The sequence below is a fragment of the Streptomyces sp. NPDC050534 genome, assembly GCF_044457745.1.
Classification (GTDB): domain Bacteria; phylum Actinomycetota; class Actinomycetes; order Streptomycetales; family Streptomycetaceae; genus Streptomyces.
In genome coordinates, this window is the sequence record NZ_JBITHF010000012.1 from 170,257 (window position 1) to 185,881 (window position 15,625).

Annotated in this window: 20 protein-coding genes; 4 read left to right on the top strand and 16 right to left on the bottom strand. The window is 70.9% G+C overall.

Features of this window, described 5'->3' with window-relative positions; all coding sequences use genetic code 11:
* Position 1: 1 nt before the first annotated feature.
* Positions 2–205: a DUF397 domain-containing protein gene (locus ACIBN2_RS34770; RefSeq protein WP_399140467.1), complete on the top strand. Its 204-nt coding sequence runs from the start codon at positions 2–4 to the stop codon at positions 203–205.
* Positions 206–243: 38 nt separating this feature from the next.
* On the opposite strand, the gene ACIBN2_RS34775 is transcribed toward ACIBN2_RS34770, so the two are convergent.
* Both ACIBN2_RS34775 and ACIBN2_RS34780 read right to left on the bottom strand, forming a co-directional pair.
* Entirely contained in the window at positions 244–720 is a 477-nt protein-coding gene (locus ACIBN2_RS34775; protein WP_399140468.1) for a hypothetical protein, read from the bottom strand.
* The gene (locus ACIBN2_RS34780) at positions 720–1,262 is read right to left on the bottom strand and encodes a barstar family protein (protein ID WP_399140470.1); all 543 of its coding nucleotides are present in this window, start codon (positions 1,260–1,262) and stop codon (positions 720–722) included. Before ACIBN2_RS34780 ends, ACIBN2_RS34775 begins: the two co-directional genes overlap by 1 nt.
* Before the next feature lie 225 nt (positions 1,263–1,487).
* Here ACIBN2_RS34780 and ACIBN2_RS34785 point away from each other — a divergent pair, with 225 nt between their 5' ends.
* Positions 1,488–1,655 carry a hypothetical protein gene (locus ACIBN2_RS34785; protein WP_399140472.1) on the top strand — a complete coding sequence of 56 codons (168 nt, stop codon included), beginning with the start codon at positions 1,488–1,490 and terminating at the stop codon, positions 1,653–1,655.
* A gap of 13 nt (positions 1,656–1,668) precedes the next feature.
* On the opposite strand, the gene ACIBN2_RS34790 is transcribed toward ACIBN2_RS34785, so the two are convergent.
* From ACIBN2_RS34790 to ACIBN2_RS34835, 10 genes are all read right to left on the bottom strand, one after another.
* Positions 1,669–2,082, bottom strand: coding sequence for an SsgA family sporulation/cell division regulator (locus tag ACIBN2_RS34790; protein ID WP_399140474.1), 414 nt, complete (start codon positions 2,080–2,082; stop codon positions 1,669–1,671).
* A 251-nt stretch (positions 2,083–2,333) separates the two neighbouring features.
* On the bottom strand, positions 2,334–2,801 hold the full coding sequence (locus ACIBN2_RS34795) for a TadE/TadG family type IV pilus assembly protein (protein WP_399140476.1): 468 nt from the start codon (positions 2,799–2,801) through the stop codon (positions 2,334–2,336).
* Positions 2,801–3,253 (bottom strand): TadE/TadG family type IV pilus assembly protein, encoded by a 453-nt coding sequence (locus tag ACIBN2_RS34800; protein WP_399140477.1) that lies wholly within the window; start codon positions 3,251–3,253, stop codon positions 2,801–2,803. Before ACIBN2_RS34800 ends, ACIBN2_RS34795 begins: the two co-directional genes overlap by 1 nt.
* A 3-nt stretch (positions 3,254–3,256) precedes the next feature.
* Entirely contained in the window at positions 3,257–3,718 is a 462-nt protein-coding gene (locus ACIBN2_RS34805) for a TadE family protein (RefSeq protein ID WP_399140479.1), read from the bottom strand.
* A gap of 25 nt (positions 3,719–3,743) precedes the next feature.
* Entirely contained in the window at positions 3,744–3,995 is a 252-nt protein-coding gene (locus tag ACIBN2_RS34810) for a hypothetical protein (protein WP_399140481.1), read from the bottom strand.
* Positions 3,996–4,094: 99 nt separating this feature from the next.
* Entirely contained in the window at positions 4,095–5,018 is a 924-nt protein-coding gene (locus tag ACIBN2_RS34815) for a type II secretion system F family protein (RefSeq protein ID WP_399140483.1), read from the bottom strand.
* A complete protein-coding gene (locus ACIBN2_RS34820; protein ID WP_399140661.1) occupies positions 5,015–5,959 on the bottom strand; it encodes a type II secretion system F family protein in 945 nt (314 codons plus the stop codon). The genes ACIBN2_RS34815 and ACIBN2_RS34820 overlap by 4 nt, the downstream gene beginning before the upstream one ends.
* A gap of 34 nt (positions 5,960–5,993) precedes the next feature.
* Positions 5,994–7,301, bottom strand: a complete 1,308-nt coding sequence (locus ACIBN2_RS34825; protein ID WP_399140485.1) for a CpaF family protein — start codon at positions 7,299–7,301, stop codon at positions 5,994–5,996.
* On the bottom strand, positions 7,298–8,152 hold the full coding sequence (locus ACIBN2_RS34830; protein WP_399140487.1) for a hypothetical protein: 855 nt from the start codon (positions 8,150–8,152) through the stop codon (positions 7,298–7,300). The genes ACIBN2_RS34825 and ACIBN2_RS34830 overlap by 4 nt, the downstream gene beginning before the upstream one ends.
* Before the next feature lie 19 nt (positions 8,153–8,171).
* Complete coding sequence (locus tag ACIBN2_RS34835) at positions 8,172–8,900, bottom strand: hypothetical protein (protein WP_399140489.1); 729 nt, start codon at positions 8,898–8,900, stop codon at positions 8,172–8,174.
* Positions 8,901–9,385: 485 nt separating this feature from the next.
* On the opposite strand from ACIBN2_RS34835, the gene ACIBN2_RS34840 reads away from it, so the two are divergent.
* Both ACIBN2_RS34840 and ACIBN2_RS34845 read left to right on the top strand, forming a co-directional pair.
* A complete protein-coding gene (locus tag ACIBN2_RS34840) occupies positions 9,386–11,524 on the top strand; it encodes a hypothetical protein (protein ID WP_399140491.1) in 2,139 nt (712 codons plus the stop codon).
* Positions 11,514–12,764: a hypothetical protein gene (locus tag ACIBN2_RS34845; protein WP_399140492.1), complete on the top strand. Its 1,251-nt coding sequence runs from the start codon at positions 11,514–11,516 to the stop codon at positions 12,762–12,764. Before ACIBN2_RS34840 ends, ACIBN2_RS34845 begins: the two co-directional genes overlap by 11 nt.
* Here ACIBN2_RS34845 and ACIBN2_RS34850 read toward each other — a convergent pair.
* The 4 genes from ACIBN2_RS34850 to ACIBN2_RS34865 are packed head-to-tail and all read right to left on the bottom strand — an operon-like array spanning position 12,745 to position 15,608.
* A complete protein-coding gene (locus ACIBN2_RS34850; RefSeq protein WP_399140494.1) occupies positions 12,745–13,347 on the bottom strand; it encodes a hypothetical protein in 603 nt (200 codons plus the stop codon). The genes ACIBN2_RS34845 and ACIBN2_RS34850 overlap by 20 nt on opposite strands.
* Positions 13,347–14,012, bottom strand: a complete 666-nt coding sequence (locus ACIBN2_RS34855; protein WP_399140496.1) for a hypothetical protein — start codon at positions 14,010–14,012, stop codon at positions 13,347–13,349. The genes ACIBN2_RS34850 and ACIBN2_RS34855 overlap by 1 nt, the downstream gene beginning before the upstream one ends.
* The gene (locus ACIBN2_RS34860; RefSeq protein WP_399140498.1) at positions 14,009–14,812 is read right to left on the bottom strand and encodes a hypothetical protein; all 804 of its coding nucleotides are present in this window, start codon (positions 14,810–14,812) and stop codon (positions 14,009–14,011) included. Before ACIBN2_RS34860 ends, ACIBN2_RS34855 begins: the two co-directional genes overlap by 4 nt.
* Positions 14,813–14,825: 13 nt before the next feature.
* A complete protein-coding gene (locus ACIBN2_RS34865; RefSeq protein ID WP_399140500.1) occupies positions 14,826–15,608 on the bottom strand; it encodes a hypothetical protein in 783 nt (260 codons plus the stop codon).
* Positions 15,609–15,625: the final 17 nt, after the last annotated feature.

A 15,625-nucleotide genomic window follows, 5' to 3' on the forward strand; every position in this document is an offset into this window, starting at 1 on the left:
CATGAGGACCACAGGCATCTGGCAGAAGTCGTCCTACTCGGGTGGCGGCCAGGGCGACGCTTGCGTGGAGATAGCGAACCACCACACGCACGTGGCCATACGCGACTCGAAAGACCCTGCCAGAGGCATCCTGTCTCTCCCCGCCACGTCCTTCACCACATTCATCAACGCCCTCAAGACGAGCCCCTCACCCGAGGCCGTCTGACCCGGCCGCCGTCTCGGATACCGAGGCGTACCGCACCATCATTTCGGCCCCCCAGATCCCCGGACTCGACGCTCGCGCAGAGCCCGCCAGGCATCAACAACCGCATCCGCGAGCCGCAGCCACCAGCCTTCCACGGCATTCCGCACCATGCCCAACACCCATTGCCACTTGAACCAGGGCGGCAACTTCCGAAACGGCACATACGCCAGTGTGTCGTTGATGGCGTATACGGCCAGCCCCTTGGCTCCTTCCGCTCGCAGCGCGGCATACAACTCCGGCGTCAACTCCCCATGGAGCCGGGCCGCTACACCCGCGGCGGTGAAAGCGAACCCCCGCTGCATGGCCTCGGCCAGCCGCATCGCCCTGACAATGCGAGGCGACGCCTCCTCCAGTGAGCAGTTGAAGGCCAGCCCGATCACCGCCGAGCCAAGATCCCGCTCACCTCGCTCGAACGCGGCGTCCACCAAGGCAGGGTCGTCGATGTACGGCACACCATCACCGCTCACCCAGTCCATCACTGCCACTCCGCGGGATTGAGGGCCGCCCCCACCCAACGGTCCCCAGCCGTGATGGTCAAGTCAGGCTGCCGCACCCGGGAGGCGATCTCCGCAGAGTCGAACTCATCGAACTCCAACACGAAATGCTCGCCGATGGCGGGTCGGCCCATGGAGAACCCATCGAGATCCACTACCGAGTTCGCGCGATCCGCGCCCTGACAGAGGACCGACACGAACAGTGGGAAGTGTTCCGCCTTCAGCAACTGATCCGCGCCATGAACGACGACCGCGACCCCGACTCGCCCCGTGGCTGCACCGCACAGGTCGCCCAGGCAATCCACCACCGCGTCCCAGTTCCGGCCGAAATAGCCAGGGAACCGCAAGACATCCGCGAATGAGGAGAAGATTCCTTGCTCGGTCGTCAGAGCGCGAGACTTGAGGTGGTAAACCCGTCCGCCCTTCGCCTCCAGTGCCGTCAGTTCTTGCCGGATCTCGGGCCTCTCTTGAGGAACGAAGATCACCCAGGGTTCCGAAGTCCCTGTAAGGTCGAATTTACTCATTCCGCTCTGCGATCGCATCGGATGGTTGGGCGGCCTGCGTCTCGTCCATCTCCCGGCCGAGGCGGTCCATGCTGAACGGCACGATCGGCACCGACGGGGTGAGCGCCGCCTGTGAGCCGACCACTAGTCGTACAACCGCGCCGTGGCGAACTCAACAAGTTCTTCGATCCCCGCCTCACGCGGAGTACCACTCTGTGTGCCCCACTCCGCGATGAGCCAGGCACCGTGCCATTCGACACGCCACCCCAGTCGTTCGACGCGCTCGCCGACATGTCCGACGCCGTCGTCCGCGAGTTCAAGAAGCTCGACGTCGACCTCGTGAAGAAGGCCCACGACGCGGTCAAGCCGGACGGGAGCGGTGGCAGCACGGGCGGCGGCTCCGGCGACAAGTGACCCTCTTCCGTTCTCACGCCGCCCCGAACAGCGAAGCCACTCCCCGGTCCAGCGCCGGTTCCGCCGGCTCGCCGCCCCGCTCCGTGACCTCGTAGGAGCGGGTCAGGAAGCGGTGGAGGGCCCTTGTCTCGAAGCGGACCGCCGCCGTGCCGTCCGGGGTGTGGAGTTCCACGACGGTGTGGGACGGGCCGTGCGGGCGCAGGCGTACGGTGCCGAGGCCGGCCCGCGCGGCGAGGCCCTCCGCCAGGAGGCTGCGGGCGAAGGTCCAGGTCACCTCCTCCTCGTCCAGCGAGATCCACGCCGGGAACACCAGGTGCACCGCCAGCGGGTCGTCGGAGGTGTACCGGAGGGTCACCGGCACCGCCACCTCGTCGTCGTCGGGCGTGAGCAGATGGGCGCCGGTGGGCTGCTCCAGGGCTATGTACACGGGCGGGGTCTCGTTTCGTGCAGGGCGAGCGGTCGGGCATGTCGGACTGAGCGGCGGCCGGTTGGGGCCTCTGCATCATGTAGAGCAAGAAGTGGCGCTCGGATTACGCCGTGGCGGGCGGCAATTTTCGTGGCGTGCGTCACACACGTTCACGTCGGGCTGTCGTAGCGATTTCGGCTGGAACTCGCTTATGCCCACTGGCTCGCCAGAAACGCCCGAGCGGGGACCCGTGCCCGCTCACCCCTGCCGGCTCAGCCGACCTCGTTCTGCGCTACGCCCTCTCCGTGCACGACGACGTCGCCGCCGTAGAACATGCCCGTGAAGACCGGTGAGTACGTCAACTGCACCTCGACCTCGACCTGCTGGGCGTCGGCCGCCACGCAGTGGGTCGCGGCGATGTCCGCGCCGGACATGTCCATCTGCCGCGCGAAGGTCTTCACCCGGGCGTCGCAGTTCTGGTAGTTGATCGGGGCGGCGCCGCCGCCGTTCTCGTAGAGGGAGTCGAGGTCGATGTCCTGGGCGGCGTAACGGGCCGCCTGCTCCGCTATGTCGGCCGCCCGCTCCCGCTTGGAGATGGACAGGCCCCCGTCGATGACGAAGGCCGAGAGGGAGAGGAAGACCAGCGTGAAGATGATGACCGCGCCGGCGCCCGAGCCCCGGTCGTCGAGGTGGGTCCGGCGTGCCTCCCACCAGGTGCGCGCGTGCCGCAACTTCCCCATCACGCCTTCCTCTTGTACGGGTCCAGCGGCGCGGTGAACGAGCCCGACATGTGCGTCTTGATGTCCAGGCCCAGCATGGCCAGGCCCCGCACCTGGCAGCTCACCTCGACCGTGAACAGGTCGGCGTCCGCGAAGCCGGCGCTGGTCTTGGTCACGTCCACCGGTCCGGAGCAGACGTCCGTCAGGTCGGCCTGGGCCGCCTTGCGGGCCTCGGCCATGGCGTTGCCCTCGTCCCACTGGAGGGAACCGGAGCGGGCCGCGTCCCGGGCCGCCCCGTCGATCGCTCCGCGTCCGTCCACCATCTGCCCGAAGGCGACCAGGACGAGGATGAAGAGGATCATCACCGGGGCCAGGATGACCACTTCGATCGCGGACAGGCCTCGGTCGTCGTCCCGGAGACAGCGGAAGCCGCGGAAGCCGCGGAAGCCGAAGAAGAGTTCGGAGCGAGTCATCGGCTAGTTACCGTTCTCCCGTACAAACCTCTCCACCGGGCCTTCCGACTGCGCGTGGACCGTGAAGTCCAGCCCGGGAAACACCGTCGGCACCTTCGCCGTGATCTCCACGCCCACCGTGTTCTGCGCGGGCTGGAGCATCTTCACGTCCGGCGACAGCACCAGCTGCGGGCCCAGTTGGCCGATGTAGCTGTCGACGACGCTCCGGGCCTCGCCCCGCCACGCACCGGGCTGGTCGTGCGCCGTCGCACGGGCCTTGCGGGCGCCGGCCTGGGCGGCCGCCTGAGCCACATGGTCGGCGAAGAAGTACAGCGCGAACTGCACCGTGGCGAAGATCATGAAGAAGAGGACCGGCGTGAGCAGCACGAACTCGATCGCGGTCATGCCGGAGTCACCGCGGGTGGCCGCCGCCTCGCGTGCGGTCCCCACCCTGCGGCGTATCCATCTGCCCACGTTGGCCGGCATCACTTCGTCCCCGTCGCTGCTGCGGTCAGCAGGTGCCGCTCGCCTTGGCGCCGTTGATGCAGTTGGAGACCTTCTTCGCGCCGTCGCTCAGCGCGGCGTTGATGATCGCGGCCACCACGCCGACGATCGCCACGACGACCGCGGAGATGATGACCCACTCGACCGCCGAGGCGCCGCGGTCCAGCTCTCCGGAGCGGACCCGCTGCACGCGGCCCTGCAGGAAGGTGACCAGGAAGTCCATCGCCGGAATGCCGGTGTTGAAGTTCCGTCCCGTCATGGTGAGTTGTCCTCTCAGAAGGCAGAAGTCAGAAGGCAGAGAGCAGAAGTCAGAAGTCGTGAGGCAGAAACAAGACGTGGGAAGGCAGAAGCCCGGCGGTCATTGCACCTGGAACACCCGCATCGCCGCCGGGAAGATCAGGAACACCAGGAAGCCCGCACACAGCAGCAACTGGGCCACGAGCATCGACTGCGACTTCTCGCCCGCGCTGCCCTCGATCTCGGAGAGCTCGCGGTGGCGCATGGTCTCGGCGCGGGAGGCGAGCGACTCGCGCACCTTCGCGCCGTCGTCCGCGACCAGGGCGAGGGAGGCGGAGAGGTCCTTGAGCTCCTCCACGCCGATCTCCTCACCGAGCTGCCCCAGCGCCTGCCACTGGCTGATGCCGGTGATGCGGGCGTCGGCGAGCACGTTGCGGATGCGCTGGGTCGCCCAGCCGTCGGAGACCTCGGCGGCGGCCATCAGCGCCTCGGGCAGACCCCGGCCGCCCGCCAGGCTCATCGACACCAGGTCCAGGTACGCGCCGATCACGCGCCGCAGGTCGCGCCGCTTCTCGGCCGCGTCCCGCCGTACCTCGAGGTCGGGCAGGAAGAAGAAGACGAGGGCGAAGGCCAGCGCGAGCCAGACCGGGATGACGGGGCTGCTGCCGACGCCCAGCGTCCAGGCCACCGCGAACAGGAACGGGCCGAAGAACAGGCCCGCCACGCTCAGCAGCACCTTGGTCGCCAGGAACTTCTCCCAGCTGCGGTCCAGCACCGACAGGTCGGCGCGCAGCGAGCGCTGCTCCCAGCCCTGCTGGAGGTAGAACTCGGCCACCCGCTCGCCGACCTGGGCCCGCAGCGAGCCGAGGCGGCCCTTGTCCACCGTCGTCCGAGCGGACTCGTACGCCGCTCCCCGCGCCCGCATCGCGTCGATCCGCGCGACCTGCGAGACGGCGCTGCGCTTCGAGGGCATGAGGGCCCGTACGAGGGCGAAGATGCCCAGGCCCAGGACCGCGCCGACGAGGATCGGCATCGTCAGGTTCACCGTCGTACCCCCTCTTCGTGCTGCGACGACTGCGGCTGCGTGGGCGTCCGGGGCCGTACGAACTGCACCGACGACTCGTCCCGCACCAGGAACCGCTCCGGCGTCTCGATGGTCGACAGCTTGCGCAGCCACCAGAAGCCGAGCGCGAACAGGCCGCAGACGCAGGCGAGTACGAGCTGACCGACCGGCGTGCCGTACGGCGCCACGAAGTCGCGGTTGAAGATGGACAGGCCCAGGACGAACGCGATGGAGACGGCGACGACGATCTGGACCGAGCGGCGGGTGGAGGCGCGCTGCGCCATCACCCGCTGGCGCATGTCCACCTCTTCGCGCGCCGACTTGGCGAGTGCGCCGAGGACCTGGCGCAGACCCGGGCCGCGCAGACGGGCGTTGAGGATGAGCGCCGCGACGATGATGTCGGCCGAGGCGTCGTTGATCTCGTCGGCGAGGTGCTGCAGCGCTTCGGGCAGCGGGGTGCGGCTCCGGAGCCGGTCGACGAGCGCGTCCAGGTGCGGGCGCAGGACCGGGGCCGACGCACGGGCCGACGCGGGGATGGCCTGCTCCAGGCCCACCGCGCCCGCGATGGTGTCGCGCAGCGACTCCGTCCAGGAGGCGAGGGCCTCGACGCGGCGCATGGCGGCCCGCTCCTCGCCGGCGCCGCCGAAGAGGCGGTCCCAGAAGAAGACGAGGACGCCGGCCGCGATTCCGGCCACCGCCCAGCGGGTCAGCAGCAGCACGACCAGGCCGACGATGGCGGCCAGCGAGCCGCGCCGGCCGGCGAACCGGATCAGCTCGCCCGCCCGCTCGGCGGCCTTCTGCTTCTCGTGGTCTGGCTTCGCCGGCAGACCGCGCAGGGCGATCATGAACAGCGCGAGCCCGCCGCCGACGGCGACACCGCAGCCGATCGAGTACAGGACGGTCGTGGAGAACAGGCCGCCCATGGAACCGAGCGAGCCGAGAGCCTCGTAAGTCATGTCACCCCCACGTGCCGGTGGGCCGGTAGCCGTACGCGATCAGTTCCTCCAGGCACGCGATGGGCGCATGCGGCACCACCCGCCCGTCCGGGGTCTCGGCGAACACCTCGCTGGACAGCACGCGGCCGTCCACGCCGTTGACCTCGCGGACGGAGGTGACCATGCGCTGCAGGCGGCCGCCGCTCTGGTATTCGTTGCGCCGCTGGATGAAGACGACGAAGTTCACCGCGCCCGCGATGAGCATCTGGCTGGCCTCGATGGGCAGCCGCTCGGACGCCTGCAGCGCGTAAGTGGAAATACGGTTGAAGACCTCGCTGGAGCTGTTCGCGTGGATCGTGGACAGCGAGCCGTCGTTGCCCTGCGACATCGCGTTCAGCATGGTCACGATCTCGTCGCCGAGCACCTCACCGACGATGACGCGGGAGGGGTTCATACGCAGCGAACGGCGGACCAGCTCGGCCATCGAAATCATGCCCTGGCCCTCGGAGTTGGGCAGCCGCTCCTCGAACGCGACGACGTTCGGGTGGAGTTCGGGGAAGGTGTCGAGGCCGAGCTCGAGCGCCCGCTCGACGGTGATAAGGCGCTCGTGCGGTGGGATCTCGTTCGCCAGGGCCCTCAGCAGCGTCGTCTTACCGGCGTTGGTGGCGCCCGCGATCATGATGTTCTTACGGGCGCGGACGGCGCAGGCGAGGAAGTGCGCGACCTCGGGGGCCAGCGTCCCGTTGCCCACGAGGTCGGAGATGAAGACCTTGCCCATGCGGGCGCGGCGGATGGAGAGCGCGGGGCGCCGCGTCACGTCCATGACGGCCGACAGACGCGAACCGTCCGGCAGCCGCAGGTCGAGCTGCGGGTTGGCGGAGTCGAACGGCCGGGAGGAGAGACCGGAGTAGGCGCCGAGCACCTGGATCAGCTCGATGAGCTCCTCGTCGGTCTCGGCGACGGGGTCGCCGACCACCTCACGGCCGTCGGCGTACCCGACGAACACCTGGTCGGAGCCGTTGATGTCGATGTTCTCGACATCGGGGTTGTCGAGCAGCGGCTGGAGCCGGCCGACGCCGAAGAGGGCGGCGTGCACGGCGGCCGCGTACTGCTCCTCGGTCTCGGCGTCGAGAGGCGTGCGGCCCGCGTTGATCTCGGTGCGGGCGTACTCCTCCAGGATCTGGGCTATGACCGCGCGGGCGTACTGCCGTTCGTCCTCGGTGGACATCGGCGTGACGTTGTTCGCCTGGTCGAGGCGGCGCTGCTCGGCGATGCGGTCACCGGCGTCCTGCCGGAACCGCTTGACCAGCTGGTGGTCGACAGCGGTCATGCCCCGGCCCCCGCATGGCCGCTGACATGGCCCTGGGCCTGTGTCGGGACGGACCAGGCGGCGCCGTACTGCTGGTAGATGTCCGCGGTGACCTTGCGGGCCGAGCGGATGAGCAGGGACTTCTCGAGGCGGCCGCGCTTTCGGCCGGCCAGCTGGTCGGCGCCCGCGGGGTCGTCGGCGATGGTGCCGACGACGCGGGCACCCGTCTGGGCGTGCACCAACATGTCGTTGACCTGGCCGGCGATCTTGGACGCGTTGTTGGTGTCGGCGATCAGCACGACGCCGATCAGCGGGGTCCCGAGGCTCGCGGCACCGCGCGGCCCGCCGTGCAGCTTGTTGCCGAGCGCGGCGGCGCGGTCCCGGACGCGCGCGATGGACTCGGGCTCCGTGCGCGAGACGAGCAGCACGAGGGCGGCGTGCGGGAAGAGCTCGACCGCCGGGGTGTCTCCGCTGATACGTCCGCAGTCGGCGATGACGTCGGCGGGCGCGTTCGGCGAGTCGGCGAGCGAGGAGAAGGCGTGGCCGAGGGTCGGCCAGAGCCCGGCGAGACCGGCCGCGTGCTCGGCGTTTCCGAGCCCGACGAGGACCTCGAGCCCGCCGCTCAACGGCTGGACGTGGTCCCAGAGTTGGTCGGGCACGAGGCCGCGGCGCGCGGTCGCGGCGATGGACAGCATGCCGGTGTTGGGGTTGAGCGGTCCGCCGTGCGCCGCGGCGCTGCGGTAGACGAGGTCGCCGCCCGCCGGGTCGGTCTCGGCGAGCAGGACGCGGCGCGGCCAGACCGCCGAGAGGGCGACGGCCGCGGTGGTGACGCCGGGGGAACCCTTGTCGGCGGCGAGGGCGATGAGGGCCATGGTCTGGTTCAGCCGCCTTCTACTTGCTGGAGACGAGCACGAGAGCCACCTGGCCGTTGGAGGCGGCCTGGGCGAGGGCGGCCGCCTTGTCGGAGTCGACGGTCACCGTGATCGACTTGTTCGTGCTGCTGACCAGGTCGTCGCCGCCCTCCTTGGGGACGGTGCTGACGGTGGCCCGCTCGACGATCAGCGAGTTGCTGCCGCCGGCCGAGGAGGAGGGCGAGGACGAGCCGCTGCCGGAGCTCGAACCGGTGTCGCTGGTGACGCGATAGGCGGACACGACGTCCCCGGGCTCGATCCCGGTCGGGTACTGGCCCGCCTTCAGGGAGAGGCCGACGAGGGCCTTGCCCTGCCCGACACCGCTCTGGTCGCCGAACATCTCGCCGACGGCGACGACGCCGCCCGGGATGGTGCTGACGGCCTTCAGCTTCTTCAGGGCGCCCAGCTGCGACCACTCGATGTAGTGGATGCCGCTGTCCTTGGCCACCATCACCGACGTCACGTTGCTGTCGGTGACGGAGCCGCCGGCGGGGATCTCCTGCGTGACCTTGACGACCTCGATCCGGTCGCCGGCCCGCAGCACGAGCATGGTCGCGCCGAGCGCGCCGACCAGGATCAGCAGCACGGCCAGTGCGGCCAGTGCCGGTTTGCGCTCGCGAGGCGGAGTGGGAAGCCGGTCGCCGACCGACGGCTGAGCCGGAGCCGCGGAACGACCATGAGTCGCCCCCGTACGCTCTTGGATCTTCACGCAACCGCTCCCCGTACAACCAAGAATGTGTTTGACATGCCCGTCAAATACCTTGCAAATCCGGACACTTCACCCGGCTTCATCCGCACACCGACGTGCGGGACGCGCCGGACATACCCCCCGACCTGGGCGGTTAGCCACGGCGGGGGCGAGTGTCAAGCCATGGCACCGTATCAGCCGCACATAAGCCCCTCAAGGCGCGTCCTGACCCATGGGCCGCACCACGCTCGCCGTTACTCATCTGCAACTTGAAGTGCACGTTTCCCAGTTGGCGACCCGGCCGCGCAGGCCCGTCACCTGTGCGTGAGCGAATCCGCGGCCGTGCCGACATGTTGCCCGAAGCGGGGCGTTCCTCACGGTCCGGCCATCATGCCTGCACGATTCACTCACGAAGCGCCTTGGCCGGTGCACGAGCAAAGCGGTCAGTAGAGTGCCGTTGACAGAGTGCCGTTGACAGCGGCCGAGGCGGTACGGGGGACTGCATCGTGCACACAGTCAGGGCATACGGCACCTTCGGGACCGGGCATCCGCTCCGCGCACGCGGCGGCCGCGTGGTGCTCGCCCTCCTCGTCCTGGCCGCCGTCCTGCTCACCGCCGTCCCGGCCGCCCGCGCCGACGAGCCCGCATCCCAGGCCGCCTACCTCGCCGCCCGCCTCCGTGCCGACCCCGTCTACGTCACCGACCAACTGCCGCGTGAGATACCCCACTCGACGGCTCCCGACTTCGCCAGGCTGGCCCGCCGGACCGGGGTGCCGACGTACGTCCTCGTCCTGGCCGGCCCGGCAGGCAGCGGCAAGGGACTGCTCGGCGCCGTCCACGACCGGCTCGGCCGGGACGGCCTCTACGTGCTGGTCGACGCCTCGGGGGTCACCGCCGCCACGGCCTACGGAGTGCGCGCCCCCGCCGACGACGCCTGGACCGTCGCGTCCTACGAACTCCCTTATGATGCCGGTCCGTTGCGCAGCTTCGAGCGCTTCGTGGACGTCGTCGCGCAGGGCGGCGCCGAGGCCGCGCGGCGCGCGGCGAGCGCGCGCGAGCGGTACGGCGACCACGACCCCGCCGATCTGTACATCGGTCCGAGCGACCGCGACAACCAGTCGTTCCTCACCGGCGTCCTGCTCACCGCCGTACCGCTGTCGATCCTGCTGCTCGTTCCGTATGTACGGCGGTGGCGCGGCCGTCGGCCTGGCGCGACCGAGCCCACGAAGGCGCGTCCCCGCTCGCGCCACCCCTGGCGCGTCCCCGTCGCCGCGCTCACGGCCGCCGCCGCCATCGCCGTCACGGCCTCCCTCGTCTTCGACCAGACCAGGTCGAGCGCCGCTCCCCCGCCCACCGCCGCCGACCTGACCGCCCGCGTGGACCGCGTGGTGGAGGGCCTGAAGGCGGAGGGCCTGAGGCACGACACCGTGTACGTCGACCCGGAGAGCCCGCGCGTGCTGAGCTCCGGCCGGCTGTCCGAACTCCACGACCGCATCCGCGCGTTCGCCCGCTCGGACGGCGGCGGCGGCCCGGTGTACGTCCTGCTCGTCCCGCAGATCAGCGAGGACGAATCCGCCGGCCGGCAGGACGTGTTCACCGCGGCCGTGCACAAGAGGCTCGGCAGGGACGGCCTGTACGTGGTGGCCGACCCGCTGGGCGGCTTCATCGACGTGTACGACTACGGCCTCCGCCTGGACGGCGACCGCCTCTCCTTCGACCTCCCCGAGTCGATCTCGTTCGGCGACCGCAAGGCGGAGCAGGCCGACGACCACGCGCTCGGCGACCGCCTCGACGCCCTGATGACGTACCTGGACAAGGTCCCGCGCACGGACGAGCCGGCCACGGCGGACGCCTACGCCCCCGCCCCCGAACCCGTCGCGAACCACGCCCTGCCTCCGCTGTTCTCGGGGGACTTGGGGCCGGGCCTGTTCGTGGGCGCCGTCACGGCCCTGCTCGCCCTCGCCCTGACGGGCGGCGGACTGGCCGTCGTCGGTGCGGTGCTGCGCCGGCGCCATCCGGTTCCGCAGCCCACCTCCGGCCTGCCGTTCACGGCACCCACGGACCCGTCACCGCAGTACCTGCGACGCACCGCCCGCACCGAACTCGGCGCGCTGGCGGACGAGTTCACGGACGCCACACGGAATGCCGCACAGGGGGACGCGCCGACGGACACCCCGGACGCACCGCGCCCCGGCATCCTCTCCCCGGCCCGCGCCTGGGACTGCTTCGACGCGGCCATGCTCCTGGTCGACGGCGACCTCGACACCCTGGGTGCCCCCGGGCCCGGGGACGCGGCCCTGGTCGCGGTGGTCGTCCTGTCCCGCGCGGGCCGGGCCGCGCTCCGGGGCGAGGCGGGCGACCTGTGCTGCGGCGTGAACCCGCTGCACGGGCCCGCGGTGGGCCGGCACCACGTGCGCGTCTCCGCCGAGGGCACGCGCCGCCGAAGGCTCCCCGTCTGCGAGATGTGCCGCAACACCGCCGTCGCCGATCCGGCCGCCGTCCACAGCCTGTTGATGACCCTGCCCCCTCCGGCGGGCGACGGCGGACGGGTGCCGTACCTCGATGCCGACGGTCCGCTGACCGCCGTACCCCGGGGAATCCCCCGGCTGATCGACAAGGTGAGGGAGACCGCCGGTGTCCAGTGATCCGAAGCGGACCGCCGCCGTCCTCGCGGCGGCCTTCCTGGCGGCGGCCTTCTTGGCCGTGGCCCCCGCCGCCTCCGCGCACGCCTCGGACCACGACCCGAGCGCCGGCGAACGCATCGCGCGTGCCCTGCGCGGCTCCCCCGTCTACGTCGACGCCTCGTACACGACGGCCGTACCCCCGTCCCGGCAGCGGCAGTTGGCCGCCGAGATCAAGAAGACGCACCTTCCCATCAAGGTCGTCCTCACGCCCCTCACCAAAGGCGACGCCTTCGACGGTGAGTCGGACGTCCTCGCGGACGTCGTCCACGACCGTCTCCCTCAGCGCGACCTCATCCTCATCACCACGGACGGCGACTTCCCCGACACCCTGAACGGCTACGAGTGGCCGAGCGACACCCACCAGACGGACGACGCCGCGCGTGCGACCGCCTTCCTGGACGAGACCCGTGAGGCGGGCCTCGCCGACATGACGGCGAAGGCGGTGGAGCTGGTGGCGGAGGGCGACGGCACGAAGGTGTACGAGGAGGCGACGAAGGATCTGCGCAGCCCCTCACCGGACGACGGCACGTCCAAGTCGGTTTCACACGGCTCGCGTTCATGGCTGTGGCTGCTGATCGCCGTGGCGGCCCTGGCTGCCCTCGTCCTCACCGGCAGCCGTCTGGCGTCGCGCCGCCGCTCCCGTACGGCCGACGTACCCGAGCTGGTGTTCGCGACGGCCCGCGCGGCCGACGAGGCGGAGCTGCGGCGCCGGGCGGAGACGGAGGTCCTGGCCCTGGGCGAGGCGACGCGCGAGGCCCCCGCCGACCGAACTCCCGCTCTTCAGCAGGCCCTTGACGCCTATACGGCCGCCGGCACAGTCCTCGACGCGGCACGCGGCGTACCGGACCTGGCGGGAGTCCTGGCCCTGGTGGCGGAGGGCGAGAACGCCCTGTCCGGCACCGCCGCCCCGCTCCCCCTCTGCTTCTTCAACCCCCTCCACGGCCGTGCCACCGCCCGCACCACCTGGCGCCCCCTCGGCCGCCGCGACCGCCTCCGCATCGCTGCCTGCCCCGGCTGCGCGACCGCCCTCACCCGGCGCCGTCCCCCGGAGGTCCTCACGGACACCGCGCCGGACGGCCGCACCGTCCCCTACTTCGAGATCCCGGCGGAGCGCAGCGTGTGGGCGGCGACCGGATACGGCTCGTACGGCTCCCTGACCGAGCAGGTCAACCGCGGCGACTTCACCCGCTCGCTGGGCTGAGCGAGACAGTCTGCGCGAGGCGGTCGGTCAGCTCGCACAGTGCGTCGCCGTACGCCTGCTGCTGCCATGAAGTCAGCAGCACCAGGCCCCACTTGGCGTCGGGGACGATGCCGTAGGCGCAGGTCTCCAGGACCGTGCCGGTCCCGTCCCGGCCGGGATCCTGGACGTACGCGTGCCGGACCCGGACCGCCGGTCCGACGGGCAGGGTGCGCGGCTCGGCCTCGGGCGGCCGGAACGAGTCGGCGGTGGGCGCGGCGAGATAGCGCTCCAGCAGCTCGACGGTCATCGTCGGGTACGTCTCGTCCGCGACCAGCGCCGACAGCTCGACGCGGGCGAGTTCGCCGAGACGCGGCTCGGGGACGTAGGACAGCGCGGTGACCGGGCCCCGGGTGCGCGCGTCCTCGGCGGCCAGCCGCAGTTCTTCCGCCAGTGCCTCGACGAGTTGGCTGTCGTCGCCCGCGTCTACGCGCCTCATGGCCGCGTCCTTGGCCCAGGTGGCCAGGTCGACCGTTGCGCGCACGGGCAGGGAGATCGCGTCGTCGGGCGCCTTCATGTGCACGGTCGACGAGGAGAAGGCGGGCATCAGGCCATCCATTGCAGAGTGCGGGCGATCGAGTCGAAGAGGCCGACCAGGGCCTCGGCCAGCGGCTCCATGGGCGTCGAGAAGGAGAGCAGCAGACGCTGGTCGCTGTGCGGGACGCCCACATAGACGTCCAGGTGCGTGACCAGCAGCTTGTTGCCGTCCGGGTCGTCGGGCGCGGGGCGCCGGCGGTAGAGGTGCCGCACGGCCGGGCCGGCGGGCAGCTCGACCGTGGTGACCTCGTCGTCGGAGGCGGCGGCGCGGGCCGCCAGGGACAGGGCGATGTCGCCGAGGTCTCCCGCGGCGGTGCCGGCCGGGGGCCGCAGCAGGGTGACCACCAGTCCGGCGGAGACCGGCACCTGTCCGAGCACCTGATTGAAGACGTACATCTCCACACCGCCGTTGGCATGCGCGGCCTCGGCCTGCTCCACCATCCGCCCGGCAAGCGCCGCCTTCAGCTGCGGGCTCGCCTTCGTGCGGCGCAGGCTGCGGTTGACCAGCTTGTCGATGCGGTGGGGCCAGCGGTCGGGGTCGAGGACGACGCGTTCCCAGCCGTCGGGGACGGCCAGGCGGTAGTCCGAGGGGGGTGGGGGCGGGGATGGGAGGTCGGGGGTGTCGGTCGGCGTAGCCATGTCCGTCTCTTCGGTGTGCGGTGTCTCGTGGCTCATCCCGCGGCTCCGTCCGTCCTTTGGATCCGGCGGGGTCGCCGCATCACCACGGCGGTCGCCGGAGCCGGGAGCAGTACGGCGGCCGAGGTCAGGGACACGGTGGTGGGGAGGGTGCTGTCGATGTCGGCTTCCGCGCCGAGGAAGGGGCTGTAGTAGCCGGACGGGTCTACGACCGCCGTGGCCCTGTCCCCGATCCGGCTCGGGTCGGCACAGTTCTCCCGGTTGCCGAGCACCCGGTGGGCCGCTCCGTCCGGCGTACGGACCCTGCAGTACGTCTGGCGGAACCCGCGGGACATCGTGTGGCCGGGCGCGGCGATGGTGACCGGCTGTTCCACACCGCGCAGTTGCAGGTACCACTGGTGGGTAGTGAGCGTCGCGACGACGATCAGGACGTGGTACGCCAGCACGGTGAGCCGCCGTAGGCCCACGTCGCGACGCGAGTCGTCGATCCCGAACCCGGCCACCCGGAGGCCCACGCCGAAGACGAGCCCGACGAAGAGCGAGAGGTCACCCATCACCGGGTTCAGCAGCTCGCACACGGCGAACCCGGCGACGGCCACGAGGAACATCCGCAGCCACGGCCACACGTCGAGCCACCGGAGCGGCCCTTCGCCGTCGAAGCGGTGCGTACGGGAGCTGACGGAGAACTCGGACAGGATGCTGGACACCCGCCGCGCACCGCCCTCTTCGGCGGCCCTGCGGCGCAGTTCCGGCAGCCCCAGACCGGCTTCCTCCAGCGTCCGCCGAGAGCTCTGCGGCAGCTCCGCGAACTGTTCGTCGACGGTCCGCTCGTGGGTCACGCGATCGCTCCGGTCACGCGGGCGCACCCGTCATGCGGTCGGACCGGGTGCGGCGGCCTATGGCGACGGCCGCCGCCGGAGCCAGGAGGAGCACCACGGCGGCGCCGAGGCAGAGATAGTCGTAGACACCGCCACCGATGTCCGACTTGTTCCCGAGGAACGGCCGGTAGTGTCCCGCCGGATCGACCACCGCCCGGGTCTTCGTGCCCACCACGGACTCGTCGGTGCACGAGTCGTCGTTACGGAACACTTGGTGGACCGACCCGTCGGGCAGCTTGACGCGGCAGTACAGGGTGGTCACACCGTGCGAGCCCCGGTCCACGGCCTTGGCGTAGGTGACCGTGGTCTCCTGTCCGCGCACCTGGAGGTACCACCTGTCGGCCTGCTGGGACCCCAGCCAGATCAGCACGACGTAGGCGACGCCGACCAGGCACCGCACGACGAGACCGCCGCGCTGCGCGGGCGCTTTGATCGCCGCCCAGATCACGGCCAGACCCCACACCAGACCTACGAACACGGCGTACCGGTCGAGCAGATACGTGGACGCCAGGCAGACGACCACGCCGGCCACGGCGATCAGGGGCAGTCGGATCCAGGGCCACACACCCGCGTCGCCGTCCGGGCGATGCGGCTCGTCGAAGGCCAGGATGAGCCGCACGCGCCGCAGATCGCCGTCCTCCGCGGCGATCTGCCGCAGCTTCGGCAGGTCCAGCCCGTTCTCCTCGAGCGCGCGTTGCTTGCTCGCCGGAAGCCGGGCGAACAGTTCGTCGACGGTTCGACCGTCTTCAGTGGCCACGTTCTCCGTACGCTCCT